The organism is Streptomyces sp. NBC_00667 (assembly GCF_036226825.1).
In the GTDB taxonomy this organism is placed as follows: domain Bacteria; phylum Actinomycetota; class Actinomycetes; order Streptomycetales; family Streptomycetaceae; genus Streptomyces.
On sequence record NZ_CP109022.1, the window covers coordinates 6,409,115 to 6,425,678 of the forward strand.

The 16,564-nt window shown below is 74.8% G+C and carries 14 protein-coding genes; 7 read left to right on the plus strand and 7 right to left on the minus strand.

What is annotated here, in order from left to right:
* The first annotated feature begins 21 nt into the window (after positions 1–21).
* The gene (locus tag OHA81_RS28990) at positions 22–2,178 is read left to right on the plus strand and encodes a xanthine dehydrogenase family protein molybdopterin-binding subunit (RefSeq protein WP_329200749.1); all 2,157 of its coding nucleotides are present in this window, start codon (positions 22–24) and stop codon (positions 2,176–2,178) included.
* Between the two features lie 72 nt (positions 2,179–2,250).
* On the opposite strand, the gene OHA81_RS28995 is transcribed toward OHA81_RS28990, so the two are convergent.
* A complete protein-coding gene (locus OHA81_RS28995; RefSeq protein ID WP_329200751.1) occupies positions 2,251–2,667 on the minus strand; it encodes a CBS domain-containing protein in 417 nt (138 codons plus the stop codon).
* Between the two features lie 164 nt (positions 2,668–2,831).
* Here OHA81_RS28995 and OHA81_RS29000 point away from each other — a divergent pair, with 164 nt between their 5' ends.
* The 3 genes from OHA81_RS29000 (at position 2,832) to OHA81_RS29010 (ending at position 6,599) form a co-directional block, all read left to right on the plus strand.
* Positions 2,832–3,650, plus strand: a complete 819-nt coding sequence (locus OHA81_RS29000) for an SDR family oxidoreductase (RefSeq protein ID WP_329200753.1) — start codon at positions 2,832–2,834, stop codon at positions 3,648–3,650.
* Positions 3,651–3,736: 86 nt separating this feature from the next.
* Positions 3,737–3,970 carry a DUF6480 family protein gene (locus tag OHA81_RS29005; protein ID WP_329200756.1) on the plus strand — a complete coding sequence of 78 codons (234 nt, stop codon included), beginning with the start codon at positions 3,737–3,739 and terminating at the stop codon, positions 3,968–3,970.
* 115 nt (positions 3,971–4,085) lie between these two features.
* Positions 4,086–6,599 carry a SpoIIE family protein phosphatase gene (locus OHA81_RS29010; RefSeq protein ID WP_329200758.1) on the plus strand — a complete coding sequence of 838 codons (2,514 nt, stop codon included), beginning with the start codon at positions 4,086–4,088 and terminating at the stop codon, positions 6,597–6,599.
* Positions 6,600–6,623: 24 nt separating this feature from the next.
* Here the strand turns inward: OHA81_RS29010 and OHA81_RS29015 are convergent, their stop codons facing one another.
* Together OHA81_RS29015 and OHA81_RS29020 are read right to left on the minus strand one after the other, a co-directional pair.
* A complete protein-coding gene (locus OHA81_RS29015; RefSeq protein ID WP_329200760.1) occupies positions 6,624–8,939 on the minus strand; it encodes a catalase in 2,316 nt (771 codons plus the stop codon).
* Between the two features lie 129 nt (positions 8,940–9,068).
* Positions 9,069–9,398 carry a hypothetical protein gene (locus OHA81_RS29020; protein WP_329200762.1) on the minus strand — a complete coding sequence of 110 codons (330 nt, stop codon included), beginning with the start codon at positions 9,396–9,398 and terminating at the stop codon, positions 9,069–9,071.
* A gap of 147 nt (positions 9,399–9,545) precedes the next feature.
* Between OHA81_RS29020 and OHA81_RS29025 the strand changes: the two genes are divergently transcribed.
* Entirely contained in the window at positions 9,546–10,001 is a 456-nt protein-coding gene (locus tag OHA81_RS29025) for a hypothetical protein (protein WP_329200764.1), read from the plus strand.
* 134 nt (positions 10,002–10,135) lie between these two features.
* A complete protein-coding gene (locus OHA81_RS29030) occupies positions 10,136–10,810 on the plus strand; it encodes a DUF6766 family protein (protein WP_329200766.1) in 675 nt (224 codons plus the stop codon).
* Positions 10,811–10,829: 19 nt separating this feature from the next.
* Here OHA81_RS29030 and OHA81_RS29035 read toward each other — a convergent pair whose 3' ends face one another.
* On the minus strand, positions 10,830–11,564 hold the full coding sequence (locus OHA81_RS29035; RefSeq protein ID WP_329200768.1) for an SDR family oxidoreductase: 735 nt from the start codon (positions 11,562–11,564) through the stop codon (positions 10,830–10,832).
* A 584-nt stretch (positions 11,565–12,148) separates the two neighbouring features.
* Here OHA81_RS29035 and OHA81_RS29040 point away from each other — a divergent pair.
* The gene (locus tag OHA81_RS29040; RefSeq protein WP_443056802.1) at positions 12,149–13,411 is read left to right on the plus strand and encodes an MFS transporter; all 1,263 of its coding nucleotides are present in this window, start codon (positions 12,149–12,151) and stop codon (positions 13,409–13,411) included.
* Positions 13,412–13,416: 5 nt separating this feature from the next.
* Here OHA81_RS29040 and OHA81_RS29045 read toward each other — a convergent pair whose 3' ends face one another.
* The 3 genes from OHA81_RS29045 to OHA81_RS29055 are packed head-to-tail and all read right to left on the minus strand — an operon-like array spanning position 13,417 to position 16,529.
* Positions 13,417–14,436 carry a glycosyltransferase family 9 protein gene (locus OHA81_RS29045; RefSeq protein WP_329200771.1) on the minus strand — a complete coding sequence of 340 codons (1,020 nt, stop codon included), beginning with the start codon at positions 14,434–14,436 and terminating at the stop codon, positions 13,417–13,419.
* A 27-nt stretch (positions 14,437–14,463) separates the two neighbouring features.
* Positions 14,464–15,858 carry a D-glycero-beta-D-manno-heptose 1-phosphate adenylyltransferase gene (gene rfaE2, locus OHA81_RS29050; RefSeq protein WP_329200773.1) on the minus strand — a complete coding sequence of 465 codons (1,395 nt, stop codon included), beginning with the start codon at positions 15,856–15,858 and terminating at the stop codon, positions 14,464–14,466.
* Positions 15,855–16,529 carry a D-sedoheptulose-7-phosphate isomerase gene (locus tag OHA81_RS29055; RefSeq protein WP_329200775.1) on the minus strand — a complete coding sequence of 225 codons (675 nt, stop codon included), beginning with the start codon at positions 16,527–16,529 and terminating at the stop codon, positions 15,855–15,857. The genes rfaE2 and OHA81_RS29055 overlap by 4 nt, the downstream gene beginning before the upstream one ends.
* Positions 16,530–16,564: the final 35 nt, after the last annotated feature.

Here is a 16,564-nt window from a genome sequence, read left to right on the forward strand (position 1 = left end):
CTGACCAGGAACAGGACCACGATGAGCCCGACCTCCGCCACCCTCGACACCACCGCCACCACCACCCCCGTCCTCGGCGCCCCCGTCGCGCGGCGCGAAGGCCGGGAGAAGGTGACCGGCGCCGCCCGGTACGCCGCCGAACAGCACCTGCCGCGGCGGGCCTACGCCTGGCCCGTCCCGGCGACGGTCGCCCGCGGCCGGATCACCGCCGTCGACACCGCCGCCGCACTGGCCCTGCCCGGCGTGCTGGGCGTCCTCACCCCCTACGACGCCCCGCGCCTGGGCCCCTCCGACGACCCCACCCTCCAGCTGCTCCAGGACCTGCGGGTGCCGCACCGCGGCTGGTACGTCGCGCTGGCCATCGCCGACACCCTGGAGGGGGCCCGGGCCGCCGCCGACGCCGTAGGCGTCACCTACGACACCGAGCCGCACGACGTGCTCCTGCGCGAGGACCATCCCGGCCTGTACACCCCCGAGCAGGCCAACGGCGGCTACCCCGCCCACCGCGAACAGGGCGACCCCGACGGGGCGCTCGCCGCCGCACCCGTACGCGTCGACGCCGTCTACTCCGTGCCGCCGCTGCACAACCACCCCATGGAACCGCACGCGGCCACCGCCGACTGGGACGCCGGGCGCGGCCACCTCACCGTGTACGACTCCTGCCAGGGCACCACCGTGGTGCGCAGCGTCCTGGCCGCGCTGTTCCGGCTGCCCGAGGACCGGATCACCGTCCTGTCCGAGCACGTGGGCGGCGGCTTCGGCTCCAAGGGCACCCCGCGGCCCCACGTCGTCCTCGCCGTCATGGCCACCCGGCACTGCGGACGCCCCGTCACCCTGGCCCTGCCCCGGCAGCACATGGCCGCCACCGTCGGCCACCGCGCGCCCACCCTGCACCACATCCGGCTGGGTGCCCGCTCCGACGGCACGCTCACCGCCCTCTCCCACGAGGTCACCACCCACACCTCGCAGGTCCGCGAATTCGTCGAACAGGCGGCCGTACCCTCCCGGGTCATGTACGCCGCCCCGGACAGCCGCACCACCCACCGCGTCACCGCGCTCGACGTGCCCACGCCCTCGTGGATGCGGGCCCCCGGCGAAACCCCCGGCATGTACGCCCTGGAGTCGGCCATGGACGAGCTGGCCGACGCCCTCGGGATGGACCCCGTCGAGCTGCGCGTACGCAACGACCCGGCCACCGAGCCCGACAGCGGCCACCCGTTCAGCAGCCGCCACCTCGTGGAGTGCCTGCGCGACGGCGCACGCCGGTTCGGCTGGTCCGGCCGCCGTCCGCCCCTGCGCGAGGGCCCGTTCCTCATCGGGACCGGCGTGGCCGCCGCCACCTACCCCGTGTACATCGCCCCGGCGGGTGCCCGGGCCCACGCCCGCCCCGACGGGAGCTACCTCGTCGAGGTCAACGCCACCGACATCGGCACCGGCGCCCGCACGGTCCTCTCCCAGATCGCCGCCGACGCCCTGCGCGTTCCGCTCGACGCCGTCTCGCTGGCCATCGGCAACAGCTCCCTGCCGGCCGGCCCCGTTGCCGGCGGCTCCACCGGAACCGCGTCCTGGGGCTGGGCGGTGCACGACGCCTGCACCGCCCTGACCGACCGGCTGTCACGCCACCACGGTCCGCTTCCCGCCGCCGGCCTCTCCGCGTCCGCCGACACCACGCAGTCGGCGAAGCAGAAGTCCCCGTACGCGCGCCACGCGTTCGGGGCGCACTTCGCCGAGATCCAGGCGGACACCGTCACCGGCGAGGTACGCGTCCGCAGGCTGCTCGGCGTCTTCGCCGCCGGCCGCATCCTCAACCCGCGCACCGCCCGCTCCCAGCTCATCGGCGGGATGGTGATGGGCCTGGGCATGGCGCTGACCGAGCACAGCGGCCTCGACCCGGCGTTCGGCGACTTCGCCGAACGGGACCTGGCCGCCTACCACGTGCCGTCGAACGCCGACGTTCCCGCCATCGAGGCCCACTGGATCGAGGAGCACGACAAGCACCTCAACCCGATGGGCAGCAAGGGCATCGGGGAGATCGGCATCGTGGGCGCCGCCGCGGCGATCGGCAACGCGGTGTGCCACGCCGTCGGCCGGCGCATCCGCGAGGTGCCGCTCACCCCGGACCTGGTCCTGGCCGCCCTCGAAGGAGAGCCGACGGCCACGGCCGGCCACGCCGGATGACAGCCGCACATGCCCCGGCCGTGGCGGGCCGGGGGCCCGCCACGGCCGGGGAGCGGCGGCCGCCCGTCGGCGTCAGTCGGAGGACAGCGCCTGGAGCAGGTCACCGACGGCCGGGTCCGGCAGGGCGCGGGCCACATCGGCCTGGGCGACCATCCCGACGAGCCGGTGGCCGTCGATCACGGGCAGCCGGCGGACCTTGTGCTCCCGCATCGTGCGCAGGATCTCTTGCGCGTCGTCGTCCGCGCCGATCGTCACCGCCTCGCCCTGGGCGAGTTCACCGGCCTTGCACGTGGCGGGGTCCTTGCCCCGGCCCAGCACCTTCACCACGATGTCGCGGTCGGTGAGGACTCCTTTCAACCGGTCGTCGTTGCCGCAGATCGGCAGGGCGCCCACCCCGAGGTCGGTCATCTTCCGTGCCGCTTCGAGGACGCTCTCGTCCTCTCCGATGCAGTCGGCGCCTTCGGTCATGATCTCGCGTGCAGTGGTCATGGACGTGTCCTCTCCGCTGGAGTGCCTGCTTGTCGATCCCGCGCCTTCCCACCTCCGCCACCCGATAACGCCCGGTCCGAGATCCTTCGGCGCATTCGGGCTCCGCCCGGGGGCAGGCCGTACCGGGACCGACCCCCCGCGACAGAACGAGAAAGGGCATACCCATGACCGCTCCCCCCAAGAGCGCCGCGCGACGGCCCACCGCGGCCGTGGTCACCGGAGCCGATTCCGGGATCGGCCGGGCGACCGCCGTGCGGCTCGCGGCCGCCGGGCTGGACGTCGGCATCACCTGGCACACCGACGAAGCAGGTGCCCGGGCGACGGCGGCCGAAGTGCGCGGCCACGGCCGCAAAGCGGCGCTCGCCCGGCTCGACCTCACCGAACTGCCCGGCGCGGCCGATGTGATCGACGCCCTCGCCGACGACCTCGGCCGGATCGACGTACTGGTCAACAACGCCGGAACCGGCACCGCCGAGCCGTTCCTCGACATCGGCCTCGACCGGCTCCGCCAGGTACTGGACGTGGACCTCGCCGGCCCGTTCCTGTGCTCCCAGCGCGCGGCGCGCCGCATGATCGGCCAGGGCGACGGCGGCCGGATCGTCAACGTCACCTCGGTGCACGAACACCAGCCGCGCGTCGGCGCCGGCCCCTACTGCGCCGCCAAGGGCGGCCTCGGGCTGCTCACCCAGGTGATGGCGCTGGAGCTCGCCGAGCACGGGATCACCGTCAACTCGGTCGCGCCGGGGGAGATCGCCACGCCGATGACCGGCCAGGAGGACGAGGACGTGCGCCGCGTGCACCGGCCGGGCGTACCGCTGGGCCGGCCCGGGGACGCCCGGGAGGTCGCCGCGGTCATCGCCTTCCTCGCGGGCGAGGACGCCTCCTACGTCACCGGCGCCTCGTGGGCCGTGGACGGTGGCATGCTCCGCATGGGCCCGATGGCCGGCTCCCACCTGGAGAGCGACCGCTGGCGCACCCCCTGACGGGCCGCCCCGGCACCCAGCGCCGCTCCGGCTCCCCGGGCCGGGGCGGCGAGGTTTCACCGTCCCCCGATGGGCAGACGCCGGGCATGGACGCACACAACCCCGACCCCGACCCGAAGAACACCCCCGGACTCGAACCGGGCGGCGGAGTACCGCCCGGCGAGACCCCGCCGGCAGAGGCCAGCACCAGCTCCGGAGCGGGGCCCTACCGCCCGCTGAAGCCGGGCTGGGGCAACGGCCCGCTGGTGGCCATCTGCGTCGTCGCCATCCTCTTCGCGGCCTTCTTCCTCGCCTACGCGATCATCCTGGCCACCCGGTGAGCGGCCCGCCCCCACCGCCGGGCCACCGGCCCGGATGGAGGTTTCTACGAGGCCGGGCCCCCCTGATCAGGGGGGCAGGTCCACTCCGAGGCCGCCGCCGTGCCATGCTCAAAGGGTGCAGGCCGAATCCGCGGTTCCCGATGACGACGCGGTACCCGAATTGCTCGCGTCCTCGGTTTCCGACGACGGCGCGGCGCCCGAGGTACTGGCGTTGGCCAAGGTCGTGGCCCGGCTCCGCACGGAGATCGCGAGCCTGGAGGCGCTGGCGTCCACCTCGGCCGTGCTGGAGCGGGCCAAGGGCGTGCTGATGGCGCGCCGGGAGCTCTCGGCCGACCAGGCGTACGAAGCGCTGGTGGAGGCCGCCGCGAGGCACGGCCGCACCCTCATGGAGGAGTGCTGGATCACCCTGGGCCCCAGCCGCTCCCCGCGTGCCGCGGAGGCCGCCCCGGCCCGTGTCCTGCTCGCCTCGACGGGGTCGCAGGAGTCCGGATCGGTGTTCAGCTCCGGCCGCTACCTCGCCCGCGGCAACCGGGCCGGCGACGTCCGCGCCGCCGCGGGCGGCGCGGACGGTACACGCCGGCTGCTGGCCGCGCTGGCCGGCCGGCTGGCGGACGCGCGGACCGCCGACCACGTCGCGGAGTTCCTGCGCGAGAGCCTGGCCGGCCCCCTCGGCGTCGACGGCGTGATGATCTACTCGTTGGCCGGAGCCGGCCGGCTGGAGCTGACCGGCCACGCGGGCGTGGACCAGGACGTCGTGCGCCAGTGGCGCGACATCCCGCCCCTGGCGAACATCGCCGCACTGGACGCCATGACCCGCCAGGAGCCGGTCTGGCTGGAGGACGCGGCCGCGGATGCCGAGCGCTACCAGCTCATCGGCGGCAGCTCAGGCAGATGGCCGGCGCGCGCCTGGATCCCGGTAGCGGCCGCAGGCGGCCCGGCCGACCTCGCCGTGGGCTTCTTCCGGGGCCGGCCCGGGCCCTTCGACACCCACGCGCGCGCCGTGCTCCGCGAGGCCGCGGCGCTGTGCGCCGGACCCCTGCACGCCGTCCGCAGCCCCCTCTCCGTCCCCCTGGACCAAGAGGTGTCCGCCATCCAGGCCGTTTTCGACGCGCTGCCCGGCACCGCGATCCTGCTGACGCCCCTGCGCACCCCGACGGGCGAGGTGGAGGACTACCGGATCGAGGCGGCCGCCCCCGACTCCGTGGACGTCGCGGGCCGCCGGGGCAAGGAACTCATCGGCCGGCGCGTCCTGGAGACGTACCCCACCGTGGCCGGCACCGCCCTGTGGCAGGGCTACCTCGACGTCCTCACCACAGGGACGACCTACGTCGGCGAGCCGTTCTCCTACCAGGAGGTGGTCGCGGGCGTTCCCGAGCAGTCCACGTACTCCGTACGGGCGACGCGGCTGGGCGGGCGGCTCGTCGTCACCTGGATCCGCCACGACGTCACGCAGCGCGAGGCGCGACGGCTGGCCTCCATGGAGCGTCTGGGCAACCTCGGCTGGGCCGACTGGAACCTGGTCACGAACACCATCAACTGGTCCGACCACGTCTTCGCCATCTTCCGCCGCGACCCGGAGCTGGGTCCCATGACGCTGGAGGAGCTCCCCGCACACCTGCTGCCCGACGACCTGCCCGCCCTCGGCGCGGACGTCGAGCAACTGCTGGGCGCCGGGGCCCCGATCGACCGGCAGTTCCGCATCGTGGTCCCCGACGGCGTACGGCACCTGCGCATCGTCGCCGAGGCCGAGACGGACGCCGAGGGGACCCCGGTGGAGGTGCACGGCTTCTTCCAGGACCTCACCGCGCAGCGCGACGCCGAACTGGCCCTGCGGGAGAGCGAACGGGCCGTGCTCGTCCAGCGGGGCATGCTCCAGGCCGAGCGCACCCTCGCCGCGCGCCTCCAGCACGCCCTGCTGCCCACGCCCGAACGGTCGATGGACCTCGCCGGCCTGCGCGTGGACGTGGCCTACATGCCCTCCGACAGCGGGGTGAACGTCGGCGGCGACTGGTACAGCGCCATCGAACTCCCCGACCACAGCGCCCTGTTCGTCGTCGGTGACGTCGCCGGACACGGACTGGACGCGGTCGGCACGATGGCCCAGCTGAGGTTCACGGCCAAGGGCATGATCGTCACCGGTTCGGCGCTCGCCGACGCCCTGACCCGGCTCAACACCCTCCTGATCCACACGCCTCCGGACGGGTTCGGCACCTCGGCCACCGCCACCATGATCATGGCGCGGTACTGGCCGCAGGAGCAGCGGCTGTCCTGGGTACGGGCCGGACACCTGCCGCCCCTGCTGGTGCGCGACGGCCGCGCGGAGTACCTGCCGCTGCCCGAAGGCGGCCTGCTCGGCGCCGGGTTCGCAAGCGCCTACGAGGAGGTCTCGCTCCGCCTGGAGCCCGGCGACCACCTGCTGCTCTACACCGACGGGCTCATCGAGGTGCCGGGGGAGAGCATCGACCGGGGGCTCGACCGGCTCGCGCGGGCCGCCGTCGACTGCGTGGCCGGAGAGCGGTCCGAACCGCTGGCCCGGCTGGTGGCGGCGCTGCGCCCGGGCCGGCGTGACGACGTCTGCATCCTGGACATCCACCTGCCCGCCGACCGCGCCCCGCAAGGGCGTGGCTGACGGGCAGGCGGTCTGCGGCAGCCCTCAGGCGGACGCCGGGAAGCGCTCCCAGACGCGGTGGGTACCCAGCAGCCCGATGACCTCGGACAGGGCCGCCGGGCCGTTCTTGGCGGTGACCAGGCCGGGCGCGCCGGCTGGCAGGCCCGCCTCCTGCCACACGGACTCGGCTCCGTCCCAGCCGGCGATCGCCTTCGCGTGCCGGAAGGCCTCCGAGACGAGCAGGAGCACCCGGGGGTCGGTGCCCGGGGCGCTCGCCGCGGCCGCCTTGCGCCCGGTCTTCTTCGCACCGGCCTTGGCGTCCCGCGGGCCCTTCGCGTCCGCGCCCGCGGCCGGGGCGCCCGCCACGAGCAGGGCGTCGAACTCCACGGAGCGGGCGTTGGCGAAGGTGCGCTGTACGGTCACGGCGTTCTTGCCGGTGCCCAGGGGCGCGGGGGTCGGCGCGATGACCAGGGGGACCATGCCGGAGTCGAGCACGCTCTGGCGCAGCGCGCGCAGCGCCTTCACGTCGCCGTCCGGTCCGGTGACGATGCCGATGACCCGCCCGTCCAGCGGCCAGGTCTGCCCGACCTGGGAGAGCGCGGGGCTCGGTTCGAGTTCGGCGAGCGGCTCCGTGGCGGCCGGGGCCGGCAGCCCGAGGCCCGCGGCGACCTGTTCGCACAGCTCGGAGTCGATGTTGGCGAGTACGCTCAGCACGCGCTGCCTGATGGTGGGCTCGTAGCACTTGCTCAGCTCGAACGTGTAGGCCGCGATGATGTGTTCCCGCTCGACGGGCGTCATGCTCAGCCAGAACAGCCGGGGCTGGCGGAAGTGGTCGGCGAACGACTCGGGCGCCTCGCGGACCTTGCGCGCCGCGGGAGTCTCGACGGGAACCTCGATGAAGGCGCCGGTGTCGGCCCCGGCGAGGAACGGGCAGCCTCCGTCGAGGGAGTTGGGCCGGTAGGGGGCCGTCCCTGAGTGCACGGCGGTCTGGTGCATGCCGTCGCGCAGCATGTCGTTGACCGGGGCGTGCGGCCGGTTGACGGGGATCTGGGCGAAGTTGGGGCCGCCGAGCCGGCTGATCTGCGTGTCGAGGTACGAGAAGAGCCGGCCGGCCAGCAGCGGGTCGTCCGTGAGGTCGATCCCGGGCACCAGGTGACCGGGGTGGAAGGCGACCTGCTCCGTCTCGGCGAAGAAGTTCGACGGGTTGCGGTTGAGCGTCATCACGCCGATCGGCTGGACCGGCGCGAGCTCCTCCGGCACGATCTTCGTCGGGTCCAGCAGGTCGATCCCCTCGAACATCTGGTCGGGGGTGTCGGGGAAGGTCTGGACGCCCAGTTCCCACTGCGGGTAGGCCCCGGACTCGATGGCGTCGGCGAGGTCGCGCCGGTGGAAGTCGGGGTCGGCGCCGGCCGTGATCTGCGCCTCCTCCCAGACCTGGGAGTGCACGCCCAGTTTCGGCTTCCAGTGGAACTTCACCAGGGTGGTCGCTCCCTTGGCGTTGACCAGCCGGAAGGTGTGGACGCCGAAGCCCTCCATCATCCGGTAGGAGCGGGGGATCCCGCGGTCCGACATGTTCCACAGGGTGTGGTGCGTGGCCTCGGTGTGCAGGGACACGAAGTCCCAGAAGGTGTCGTGCGCGCTCTGCGCCTGCGGGATCTCACGGTCGGGATGCGGCTTCGCGGCGTGGATGACGTCCGGGAACTTCACGGCGTCCTGGATGAAGAAGACCGGGATGTTGTTGCCCACCAGGTCGAAGGTGCCCTCGGGGGTGTAGAACTTCGTCGCGAAGCCCCGGGTGTCGCGGACGGTGTCGGCGGATCCGCGTGAGCCGAGCACGGTGGAGAACCGTACGAAGACCTCGGTCTCGGCGCCCTTCGCCAGGAAGGCCGCCTTGGTGATCCGCGCGGCCGTCCCGTACGCCTGGAACACGCCGTGGGCGCCGGCGCCGCGGGCGTGCACCACGCGCTCGGGGATGCGCTCGTGGTCGAAATGGGTGATCTTCTCGCGCAGGTGGTGGTCCTGGAGCAGGACCGGGCCCCGCGCCCCGGCCTTGAGCGAGTGGTCCGTGTCGTAGAGGCGGGCGCCCTGCGCGGTCGTCAGGTACGCGCCGGTCTGCGCCACCGCGTCCCGGGGGACGCCGGTCGCCTGCCCGGTGGGGGTGAAGGTGTCCGGACCGCTCTGGTCGGCCTTGGGCGGCAGCGGCTCCCGGGGCGCGGTCGGTTCGTCGAACGCCGGGGACTCGGGTGCCGGGCGGCCGGGAGCGCCGTCCGCCTCCGCGGGCACGCCGGCCGGTCGGACCGGGGAGGTCCTCGGAGCGCTCTTCTTCGCCACGATCGCCTTCTTCGCCTTCTTCTGAACCATTGAGGATGTGCCTTCCGGTCCGGTGTGTCTTGCGAGGGGGGTCCTGCGTAGGGAAGTACTGCGTTGGGGTGTCCTGCGCGGGGCGGGTCTGGGGGGCTCGGGTCTTGGAGGGGGAGTCGGGCCCGCGGCTCAGGCGGCGCTGGGCCGGGGGCCGGGGGCCTCGTACCAGGCGCGACGGTCCGGCGGGCGCCCCAGAACGCCTGCCCCGCCGCCCGCGCGGACGGCCCCGACGACACGGTCGTGCAGCAGGCGGCTCTGGTATCCCGACGGGCAGGTGGCGGGGCTGCCGGCCACGGTGAACCACTGCGCCTCGCCGGTGCGCCGGACGGTGACCCGGGCGCGCCCGTCGGTCCAGCTCGTGTGGACGTCGACGGTTCCCGTCAAGGCGCCCGCCTCCTGCGTCTCGACACCGCCCGGCCCTGCGGCGACCGAGTTCGTCGTCCACGATGCCCATCCCATGGTGCTGCCCTTCCTGCACGCGTTCCGGGGCCCTGAGGGACCGCCAATGATCGGCGGTTACCCCCTCCCACGAAAGGCATGCGTAGGGATGTATAGGCTGATACGGGTGGAAAGCGTAAGCGGCCGGGAAGCGGGTAGCGGAGCAACATGGCCGCTTCACGCACGGCGTACGCGAAGAGGGCGGCCCGCCCCCACGGGGCGGCCCCCGCCGCACTGGTGGGCGTCGCCCTCCTCGCCACCGGCCTGCTGAGCGGTTGCGGTACGCCCGGGGTCAGGCAGGACGACGCGCGAGCGGCCGTCACGGGCTTCGAAAAGGCCCTGGCCGCGAAGGATTTCGCGGGCGTGTGCTCCCGCCTCGCACCCCAGACCCGCGAGGAGGTGGAGGACTCCGAGGGCAAGGGCTGCGCGGACGCCGTCCCGGGCCTGTCCCTGCCGGGCGTCGGCAGCCCGGTACGCGTCACGGTGTACGGCCGCCAGGCGCAGGTCGTCGGACCGGGCGACACCCTGTTCCTGTCCCAGTTCGACCACGGCTGGAAGGTCGTCGCCGCGGGCTGCGAACCCCGGCAGGGACAGCCGTACAAGTGCACTGTGAAGGGCGGATGAGGGCGATGCGCACCCTGTTCGTGCTGTGTCTGCTCGTGGTGGCGGGCGGGGTCGTCTACTTCAGCGCCCTGGGTCTGATGCACCGGTGACCTCGCTCGGTCGTGTTCCGCCGGGATAGTGGAGGAGTCGTGGGTATGCGCCGCTTCGTCCGGGAGAATTCGCTCACTCTGGCGTTCGGGTCCGCCTTCCTGCTCGCCCTGGTCGGCCAGGCCCTGGCGGGCTGGGCCGACTTCGACAACCAGCTCGCCACCGACGGCCTCCAGCAGGTCGGGTTCCTCGCCTACCTGGCGTCCTCCGACTTCGCGGTCGACGTGACGGAGAACTGGCAGTCCGAGTACCTGCAGTTCTTCCTCTTCATCTTCGCCACCGTGTGGCTGGTGCAGCGCGGCTCACCGGAGTCCAAGGAACTGCACAAAGCCGGCACGGAATCGGACGCGGAACAGAAGACGGGCCGCCACGCCGACGCGCAGTCGCCCCGCTGGGCCGGCGTGGCGGGATGGCGCGAAGGCGTGTACTCGCGGTCCCTGGGCATCGTCATGGCCCTGCTCTTCCTGCTCTCCTGGCTCGCCCAGTCCATCGCCGGCACCGCCGCCTACGACGAGCAGCAGCTGCGCGACCTCCAGGACCCCATCGCCTGGCACCAGTACGTGGCCTCGGCGGACTTCTGGTCGCGGACCCTGCAGAACTGGCAGTCGGAGTTCCTGGCCGTGGCGTCCATGGCCATCCTCTCCATCTACCTGCGCCAGCGCGGATCCCCCGAGTCCAAGCCCGTGGGAGCCTCGCACGACGCCACCGGCGTGGAGGGCTGATCCGCCCCGCACCGGCCGCTCACGGCCAGGAGGGCTCCAGGCGCGGCACCACCACCAGCTCGCCGACCACGCTCCCGACGGGCGCCGACAGCGCGTACAGCACGGTGTCGGCGACGACGTCGGGGCTCTGGAGCATCGACACGTCGGCGTCCGGGAAGCGCTCCATGATGAACGGGGTCTCCATCCCTCCCGCGATGACGCCGGTGACACCGATCCCCGGACAGTCCCGCTGGGCCTCCTTGAACAGGGTGTGCGTGAACGCCCGCAGCCCGGACTTGCTCGCCGAGTACGGGCCCGCCTCCGTCCAGGTGCGGTTGGACGCGGTGGAGAGGATGTTGACGATGTGGCCGCCGCCCCGGGCCACCATGCGCCGGTAGACCTCCAGGCACAGGTACATCGGCCCGAGCAGGTTCGTGGTGACCACCCGGGTCACCTCCGGCGCCGTCAGGTGCTCGATGGGCTTGGAGACGTCCACGGCGGCGTTGTTCACCAGGACGTCCAGCGTCTGCCCGTCCTCGTCGAGATCGCGGAACAGCGCCGCGACCGCCCCCGCGTCACAGACGTCCAGCTCCACGAAGCGGGCCTCGCCGCCGGTCACCATGAGGTCGGCGCACAGCTCCTGCGCCAGGTCCTTGCGCACGTCCGCCACCAGGACGGACGCTCCCGCGGCCGCCAGGCGCCGGGCGATCGAGGCGCCCAGCCCGCGCGCCCCACCCGTCACCAGCGCCCGCTTGCCGTGAAGATCGACCTGCACCCGACTCTCCATCTCCTGCCCTTCCTCGCCCGGTACCGGTCGCGCTGAGTGAGCGGCCGGTCGCCTGTCGTCTCCCACTGTGGGCGCGAGCCTTCCGCCGGGCACGCCGGACTAGGCCGCCTGCGGCAGGAGCGCCGGTGACCCCTGCCACAGCGCGGGGCACCCCGCGGGGAGAAGCGGTTCCTGTGATGAAACCCACCAGCAGTCCACGGGCCTTACGGGGCAGGGGAGTCGGCCGTGCACGGCCGCCGGGGGAGCCGGCTGACACCCCGGCGGGGGCCCGTGTCTGCCACGATGTTCCGTCGGGACCGCACCGCCAGCGCCGCAGCACCGCCTGGGCCGGTGCGCCGGCCGCGCGGCTCGCGCGCACCCGCCCGAACCGCCGCCCCCGGCGACCGCCGCCCCGGCCGTCCCACCCGGCCACTCCACCCCCAGCCTGCCGAGCCCCGGGCTGCTCCCGCGAAGAAACGACTGTGCCCTCCTCCACGACGCCCCAGGTGCCCGGCCCCCGCCCCGCGCCCGACGCCTCCCCCGCCTCCCCGTCCGCCTCCCGCTCGCCGTGGCGTTGCCTGCGCTACCGCAGCATGCGCTGGTGGTCCGTCGCGAACTTCGTCTCCAACGCCGGAACGTGGATGCAGCTGACGGTCCAGAACCTGCTGGTGCTCCAGATCACGGGTTCCGCGGCCGCCACCGGACTGTCCATGTCCGTCCAGGCGGCCCCCGGCCTGCTGATGGGCCTCGTCGGCGGGGCCGCCGTGGACCGCTGGCCCCGCAAACTGACCGCGGCCGTCAGCCAGGCACTGCTGGGCGCCGTCGCGTTCCTGACCGCGTTCCTCGTGGCGTTCGACCAGCTCAACCTGGCCGTCCTCATGGTGCTCTCCGCCACCACCGGGCTCATCGCCACCGTCGACGGCCCGGCCTGCGCCCTGCTCGGCAACGACCTCGTCCGTACGGAGGACGTCCCCTCCGCCATCGGGGTCGGCTCCCTCGTGCACAACGCCGGACGGCTGGCGGGAGCCGCCCTCGCCGGGGTCACGGTCGCCGTCCTCGGCACCGGCGCCGCCTACGCCGCGAACGGCGTCTCCTTCCTGTTCGTCGCCGCCGTCATCCCCTTCCTCAAGGCGGCCCGGCAGAGCGGCCCCGCCGCCGAACCGCCCGCCGCTCCCGCCGCGCCGAGGGGCCAGGACGCCGCGGAGGGCATGAGCGCCCGCGAGGGCCTGATGTTCTTCCTGCGCCGGCCCCGGCTGGTGGCCCTCGCGGGCATCAGCGGCCTCAGCGCCCTGCTGGGGCGCAACTACGGCCTGACCCTCGTCGTGCTCGTCACCGGTCCCCTCGCGGGTGACGCCGCGGCCTTCGGCACGGTCTCCACCGTGCTGGCCGTCGGCGGCATCCTGGGCGCGGTGCTCGGCGCCCGGCTGCGCAAGCCCACGGTGCGCTTCGTCGGCGTGCTGGCCGCCGGCGGGGCGCTGCTCCAGGTACTGGCCGGGCTGTCGCCCTCGCTCGCCGTGCTGCTGGTGCTCGTCCTGCCGATGGCGGTGGCCGAGTCGGTGTCGGAGACGGCCGGGACCACCGTCCTGCAGACCGACCCGCCCGCCCACATGCGCGGGCGCGTGCTCGGCGTCTGGAGCAGCGTGAAGACCCTCTGGGGTCTGGCGGCGCCGCCGACGCTCGGCCTGCTGATGGAGCTGGCCGGGGTGCGGGGCGCCCTGGTGGCGGGCGGCCTGGTCGTCTTCGCCGTCCTGACCGCGGGTCTGCTGCTGCGCGGCCGGCGCAGCGGCCCGGTCGTGGTCCCGGCGACCGGCGCGCTGCTCACGCCGGTGCGCTCCGGCCTGGAGGCCGCGGCCTGACGCGGTCAGCCCGCCGGGGTGGGGGCCGGCAGGCCCCGTACCGCCTCGACGACCTCCTCCACGGTGATGCGCAGCAGGCGGGGATCGGGCAGCGAGCCGTGCGCGTCGCCCGGGCGCAGGGCGTCCTCACCCGGTCCCGGGTGCCACAGGATCCGGTGCCGGGCGCTCGGCGGCGGCCCCCACAGCCGGGGCGCCACCGGCCCGAACAGCACCACGGACGGGGTGCCCAGGGCCGTCGCGAGATGAGCGAGACCCGTGTCACCCACCACCAGGCAGCGCGCCCGCGACACGAGCGCGCACAGGTCCGCGAACGGCACGTCGCCCGTTCCGCCCAGCACCGCCCCGGGCGGCAGCCCCGCTTCCTGCGCCACCCGCCCGGCCAGCCGCGCCTCGCCCGCGCCCGCCGTCACCACGACCTCCTCACCTGATGCCCGCAGCGTGCGCGCCACGGACGCGAACCGCTCCAGGGGCCACCGCCGGGCCCCGGCGTCCGCACCGGGATGGATGACGACGGCCCCCTCCGCCGGCGACGGGCCGTCCGGCGCGGGGATCCGCAGGTCCTCGGGATCGGCCCGGACCCCGTACCAGCCCAGGAGCCGGCACCAGCGCTCCCGCTCGTGCTCGTCCGCCAGCCACTCGGGGCCCTCGATGTCCGGCGTCTCGGGATGCCGGTAGGCGAACAGCCGCCGCGGCCCCAGACCCTGGAGCAACAGGTGGCTCGGCGGGCCGTTGCCGTGCAGGTCCACGGCGAGCTCCGGCGGCGGCCCCTCCCACGGCAGGGCGTCGGGCACCGCCCGGCCCGGCGCGGAGGCGGGCAGCAGCCGGTCCACCAGTCCGGTGGCCGCGGCGGCCTGCGCCAGCCGGGCGGGCGCCGCCAGCACGATGTCCCGGCCGGGCAGGGCGCCGCGCAGCGCCCGCAGCGAGGGCACGGCGGTCAGCAGGTCCCCCAGCCCGAGCGCCCGCAGCACGAGCACCGCGGGCCGGGGCGGGTTCCCGTGGGGGGAGTTGCGCAGGTGCTGGCTCATGGGACCTCCCGGGGAAGCGGGCACACGTCAGGGCGTCGGGGCCACGGGCCGGGCGGCCCGGGCCGCCCGGTGGGCGAGTGAGGTGGTGGAGCGGCCGTCGAGGTACGGCAGGACCACCGCCTGCCCGCCCCACCGCCGCAGCACCTCGGCCTCCGGGAGCTCCCCGGCCGAGTAGTCGCCGCCCTTGACCCACACGTCGGGCCGCAGCCGGTCCAGCAGCCGCTCCGGGGTGTCCTCCTCGAACGGCGCCACCGCGTCCACGCTGCCGAGCGCCGCCAGTACCCGCATCCGGTCCGCGAGCGGGTTCAGCGGCCGCCCGGGCCCCTTGAGGCGGCCCAGCGAGGCGTCGGAGTTGACGCACACGATCAGGCAGTCGCCGATCCGCCGGGCGCTCTCCAGCAGCCCCACGTGCCCGGCGTGCAGCAGGTCGAAGCAGCCGCCCGTGGCCACCACCGTGCCGCCGCGCGCCCTGACCTCGCGGGCCAGCGCGAAGGCGTCCCGCTCCCGGGCCCGCCGTGGCGCGGCGGCGCCGGTCTGCCACAGGGCAGGGTTGCCCGCCCCGCCGGCCGCGACGAAGGCGGCCGCCTCGGCCACCCCCCGCTCCACCGCCTCCTCCGGCAGCGCCCCGTCGGCCAGCGCCGCCGCCGTGGCGGCGGCGAAGCAGTCGCCCGCGCCGCACGGGTCGCCCTCGGCGCGGTACGGCGCCGGGACCAGCATCGGCGTCTGCGCGCCGGGCCGCGTCAGCAGCACCCCGCGCTCGCCGAGGGTCACCGCCACCGCCGCGGCGCGCCACCGCCCCGCCAGCTCCTCGCCCCGCTGCGCGTACGCCCGCAGGGAGACCCCCTCGATGTCGCTCAGCGCCCGGGTCTCGCCCGCGTTCGGCGTGACCAGACGGGCCCCGGGGACCGGGTCGTCCCCCTTGGGGTGCGGGTCCCACACCAGCGGGACCCGGGGGGCCACCGCCTCCAGCAGCTCCCGTACGGCGCGGGCGGTCCGGCGCCCGTAGTCGGCGACGAGTACCGTCCCGGCCTGCTCCAGGGCCTCGCGCACCGCGCCGGCCGGGGCGCCGGGCGTACCTCCCCCGCGGTCGATCCGGACCAGGGGGCGCCCGCCGGCCAGGACGCGGGTCTTGACCGGCAGGTCGCCGTCGAGGGGGATCTCCACCAGATGGACCCGCCCGCGCAGCGCGGTGCGTACGGTCGCGCTGGCCTCGTCCTCGCCCAGCGCGGTGACCAGGACCACCTCGCGCCCGCCCCGCGCCGCCAGCGCGGCCGCGAGACCCGCGCCGCCGGGCCGCCGCCGTGCGCCCGTGACGTCGACGACGGGCGCCGGCGCGTCGGGGGACATGCGGGTGGAGACGCCCTCGATGTCCTCGTCCAGCAGGGCGTCGCCCACCACCACGAGCGGCTGGTGCCCGCTCACGGCAGCCTCCGGAAGACGGGTACCGCCCCGGTCCGCTTCGTCCCCGCGGCGCGGTCGCGGCCGCGGGCCGCCGGACGGGCACCGCCGGGAGTGGCGGCGGCGGAGTCGAAGGCCTCGCACAGCAGGTGGACCGCCACGAGGTGGGTCTCCTGCACGGTGGCGGTGGCGGGCGCGTCGACGTGCAGCGCCTCGTGCGCGGCCTCGGCCAGCGGGTTGGGCCCGGGACCGGTCATCGCCCACACCTCCATGCCGGCGGTGCGGCCGGCGATGGCGGCCGAGATGAGGTTGGGGCTGCGGCCCGAGGTGGACAGCAGTACGAGGACGTCGCCCGGACGGCCGTGCGCCGCCACCTGGCGGGCGAACACCTGGTCGAACCCGTAGTCGTTGCCGATGGCGGTGACGCTGGAGGTCTCCGCGTGCAGGGCGATGGCCGAGTAGGCCGGGCGTTCCTGCCGGTAGCGCCCCACCAGTTCGGCGGTCAGGTGCTGGGCCTGGGCGGCGCTGCCCCCGTTGCCCGCGGCCAGCAGCCGCCCGCCCGCGGGCAGTACGGACGCGAGCCGGGCGCCCCAGTCTCCGAGCCGGCCGAGGCCGTGGCTGCGCAGCCGGTCCAGCGCGTCCTGGAGCGACTGGCAGTGCCGGTGCGCGCCGTCGAGTGCCAAGTGATCGGTCATGGCGGCCGGGCGCCGGCCCGGCCCGGGGGCCGCGG

Bases quoted from the DNA above. Each gene is read 5' to 3' on its own strand.
- OHA81_RS28990 (WP_329200749.1), top strand. From the start codon at position 22: ATGAGCCCGACCTCCGCCACCCTCGACACCACCGCCACCACCACCCCC.
- OHA81_RS28995 (WP_329200751.1), bottom strand. From the start codon at position 2,667: ATGACCACTGCACGCGAGATCATGACCGAAGGCGCCGACTGCATCGGA.
- OHA81_RS29000 (WP_329200753.1), top strand. From the start codon at position 2,832: ATGACCGCTCCCCCCAAGAGCGCCGCGCGACGGCCCACCGCGGCCGTG.
- OHA81_RS29005 (WP_329200756.1), top strand. From the start codon at position 3,737: ATGGACGCACACAACCCCGACCCCGACCCGAAGAACACCCCCGGACTC.
- OHA81_RS29015 (WP_329200760.1), bottom strand. From the start codon at position 8,939: ATGGTTCAGAAGAAGGCGAAGAAGGCGATCGTGGCGAAGAAGAGCGCT.
- OHA81_RS29020 (WP_329200762.1), bottom strand. From the start codon at position 9,398: ATGGGATGGGCATCGTGGACGACGAACTCGGTCGCCGCAGGGCCGGGC.
- OHA81_RS29025 (WP_329200764.1), top strand. From the start codon at position 9,546: ATGGCCGCTTCACGCACGGCGTACGCGAAGAGGGCGGCCCGCCCCCAC.
- OHA81_RS29030 (WP_329200766.1), top strand. From the start codon at position 10,136: ATGCGCCGCTTCGTCCGGGAGAATTCGCTCACTCTGGCGTTCGGGTCC.
- OHA81_RS29040 (WP_443056802.1), top strand. From the start codon at position 12,149: ATGCGCTGGTGGTCCGTCGCGAACTTCGTCTCCAACGCCGGAACGTGG.
- OHA81_RS29045 (WP_329200771.1), bottom strand. From the start codon at position 14,436: ATGAGCCAGCACCTGCGCAACTCCCCCCACGGGAACCCGCCCCGGCCC.
- OHA81_RS29055 (WP_329200775.1), bottom strand. From the start codon at position 16,529: ATGACCGATCACTTGGCACTCGACGGCGCGCACCGGCACTGCCAGTCG.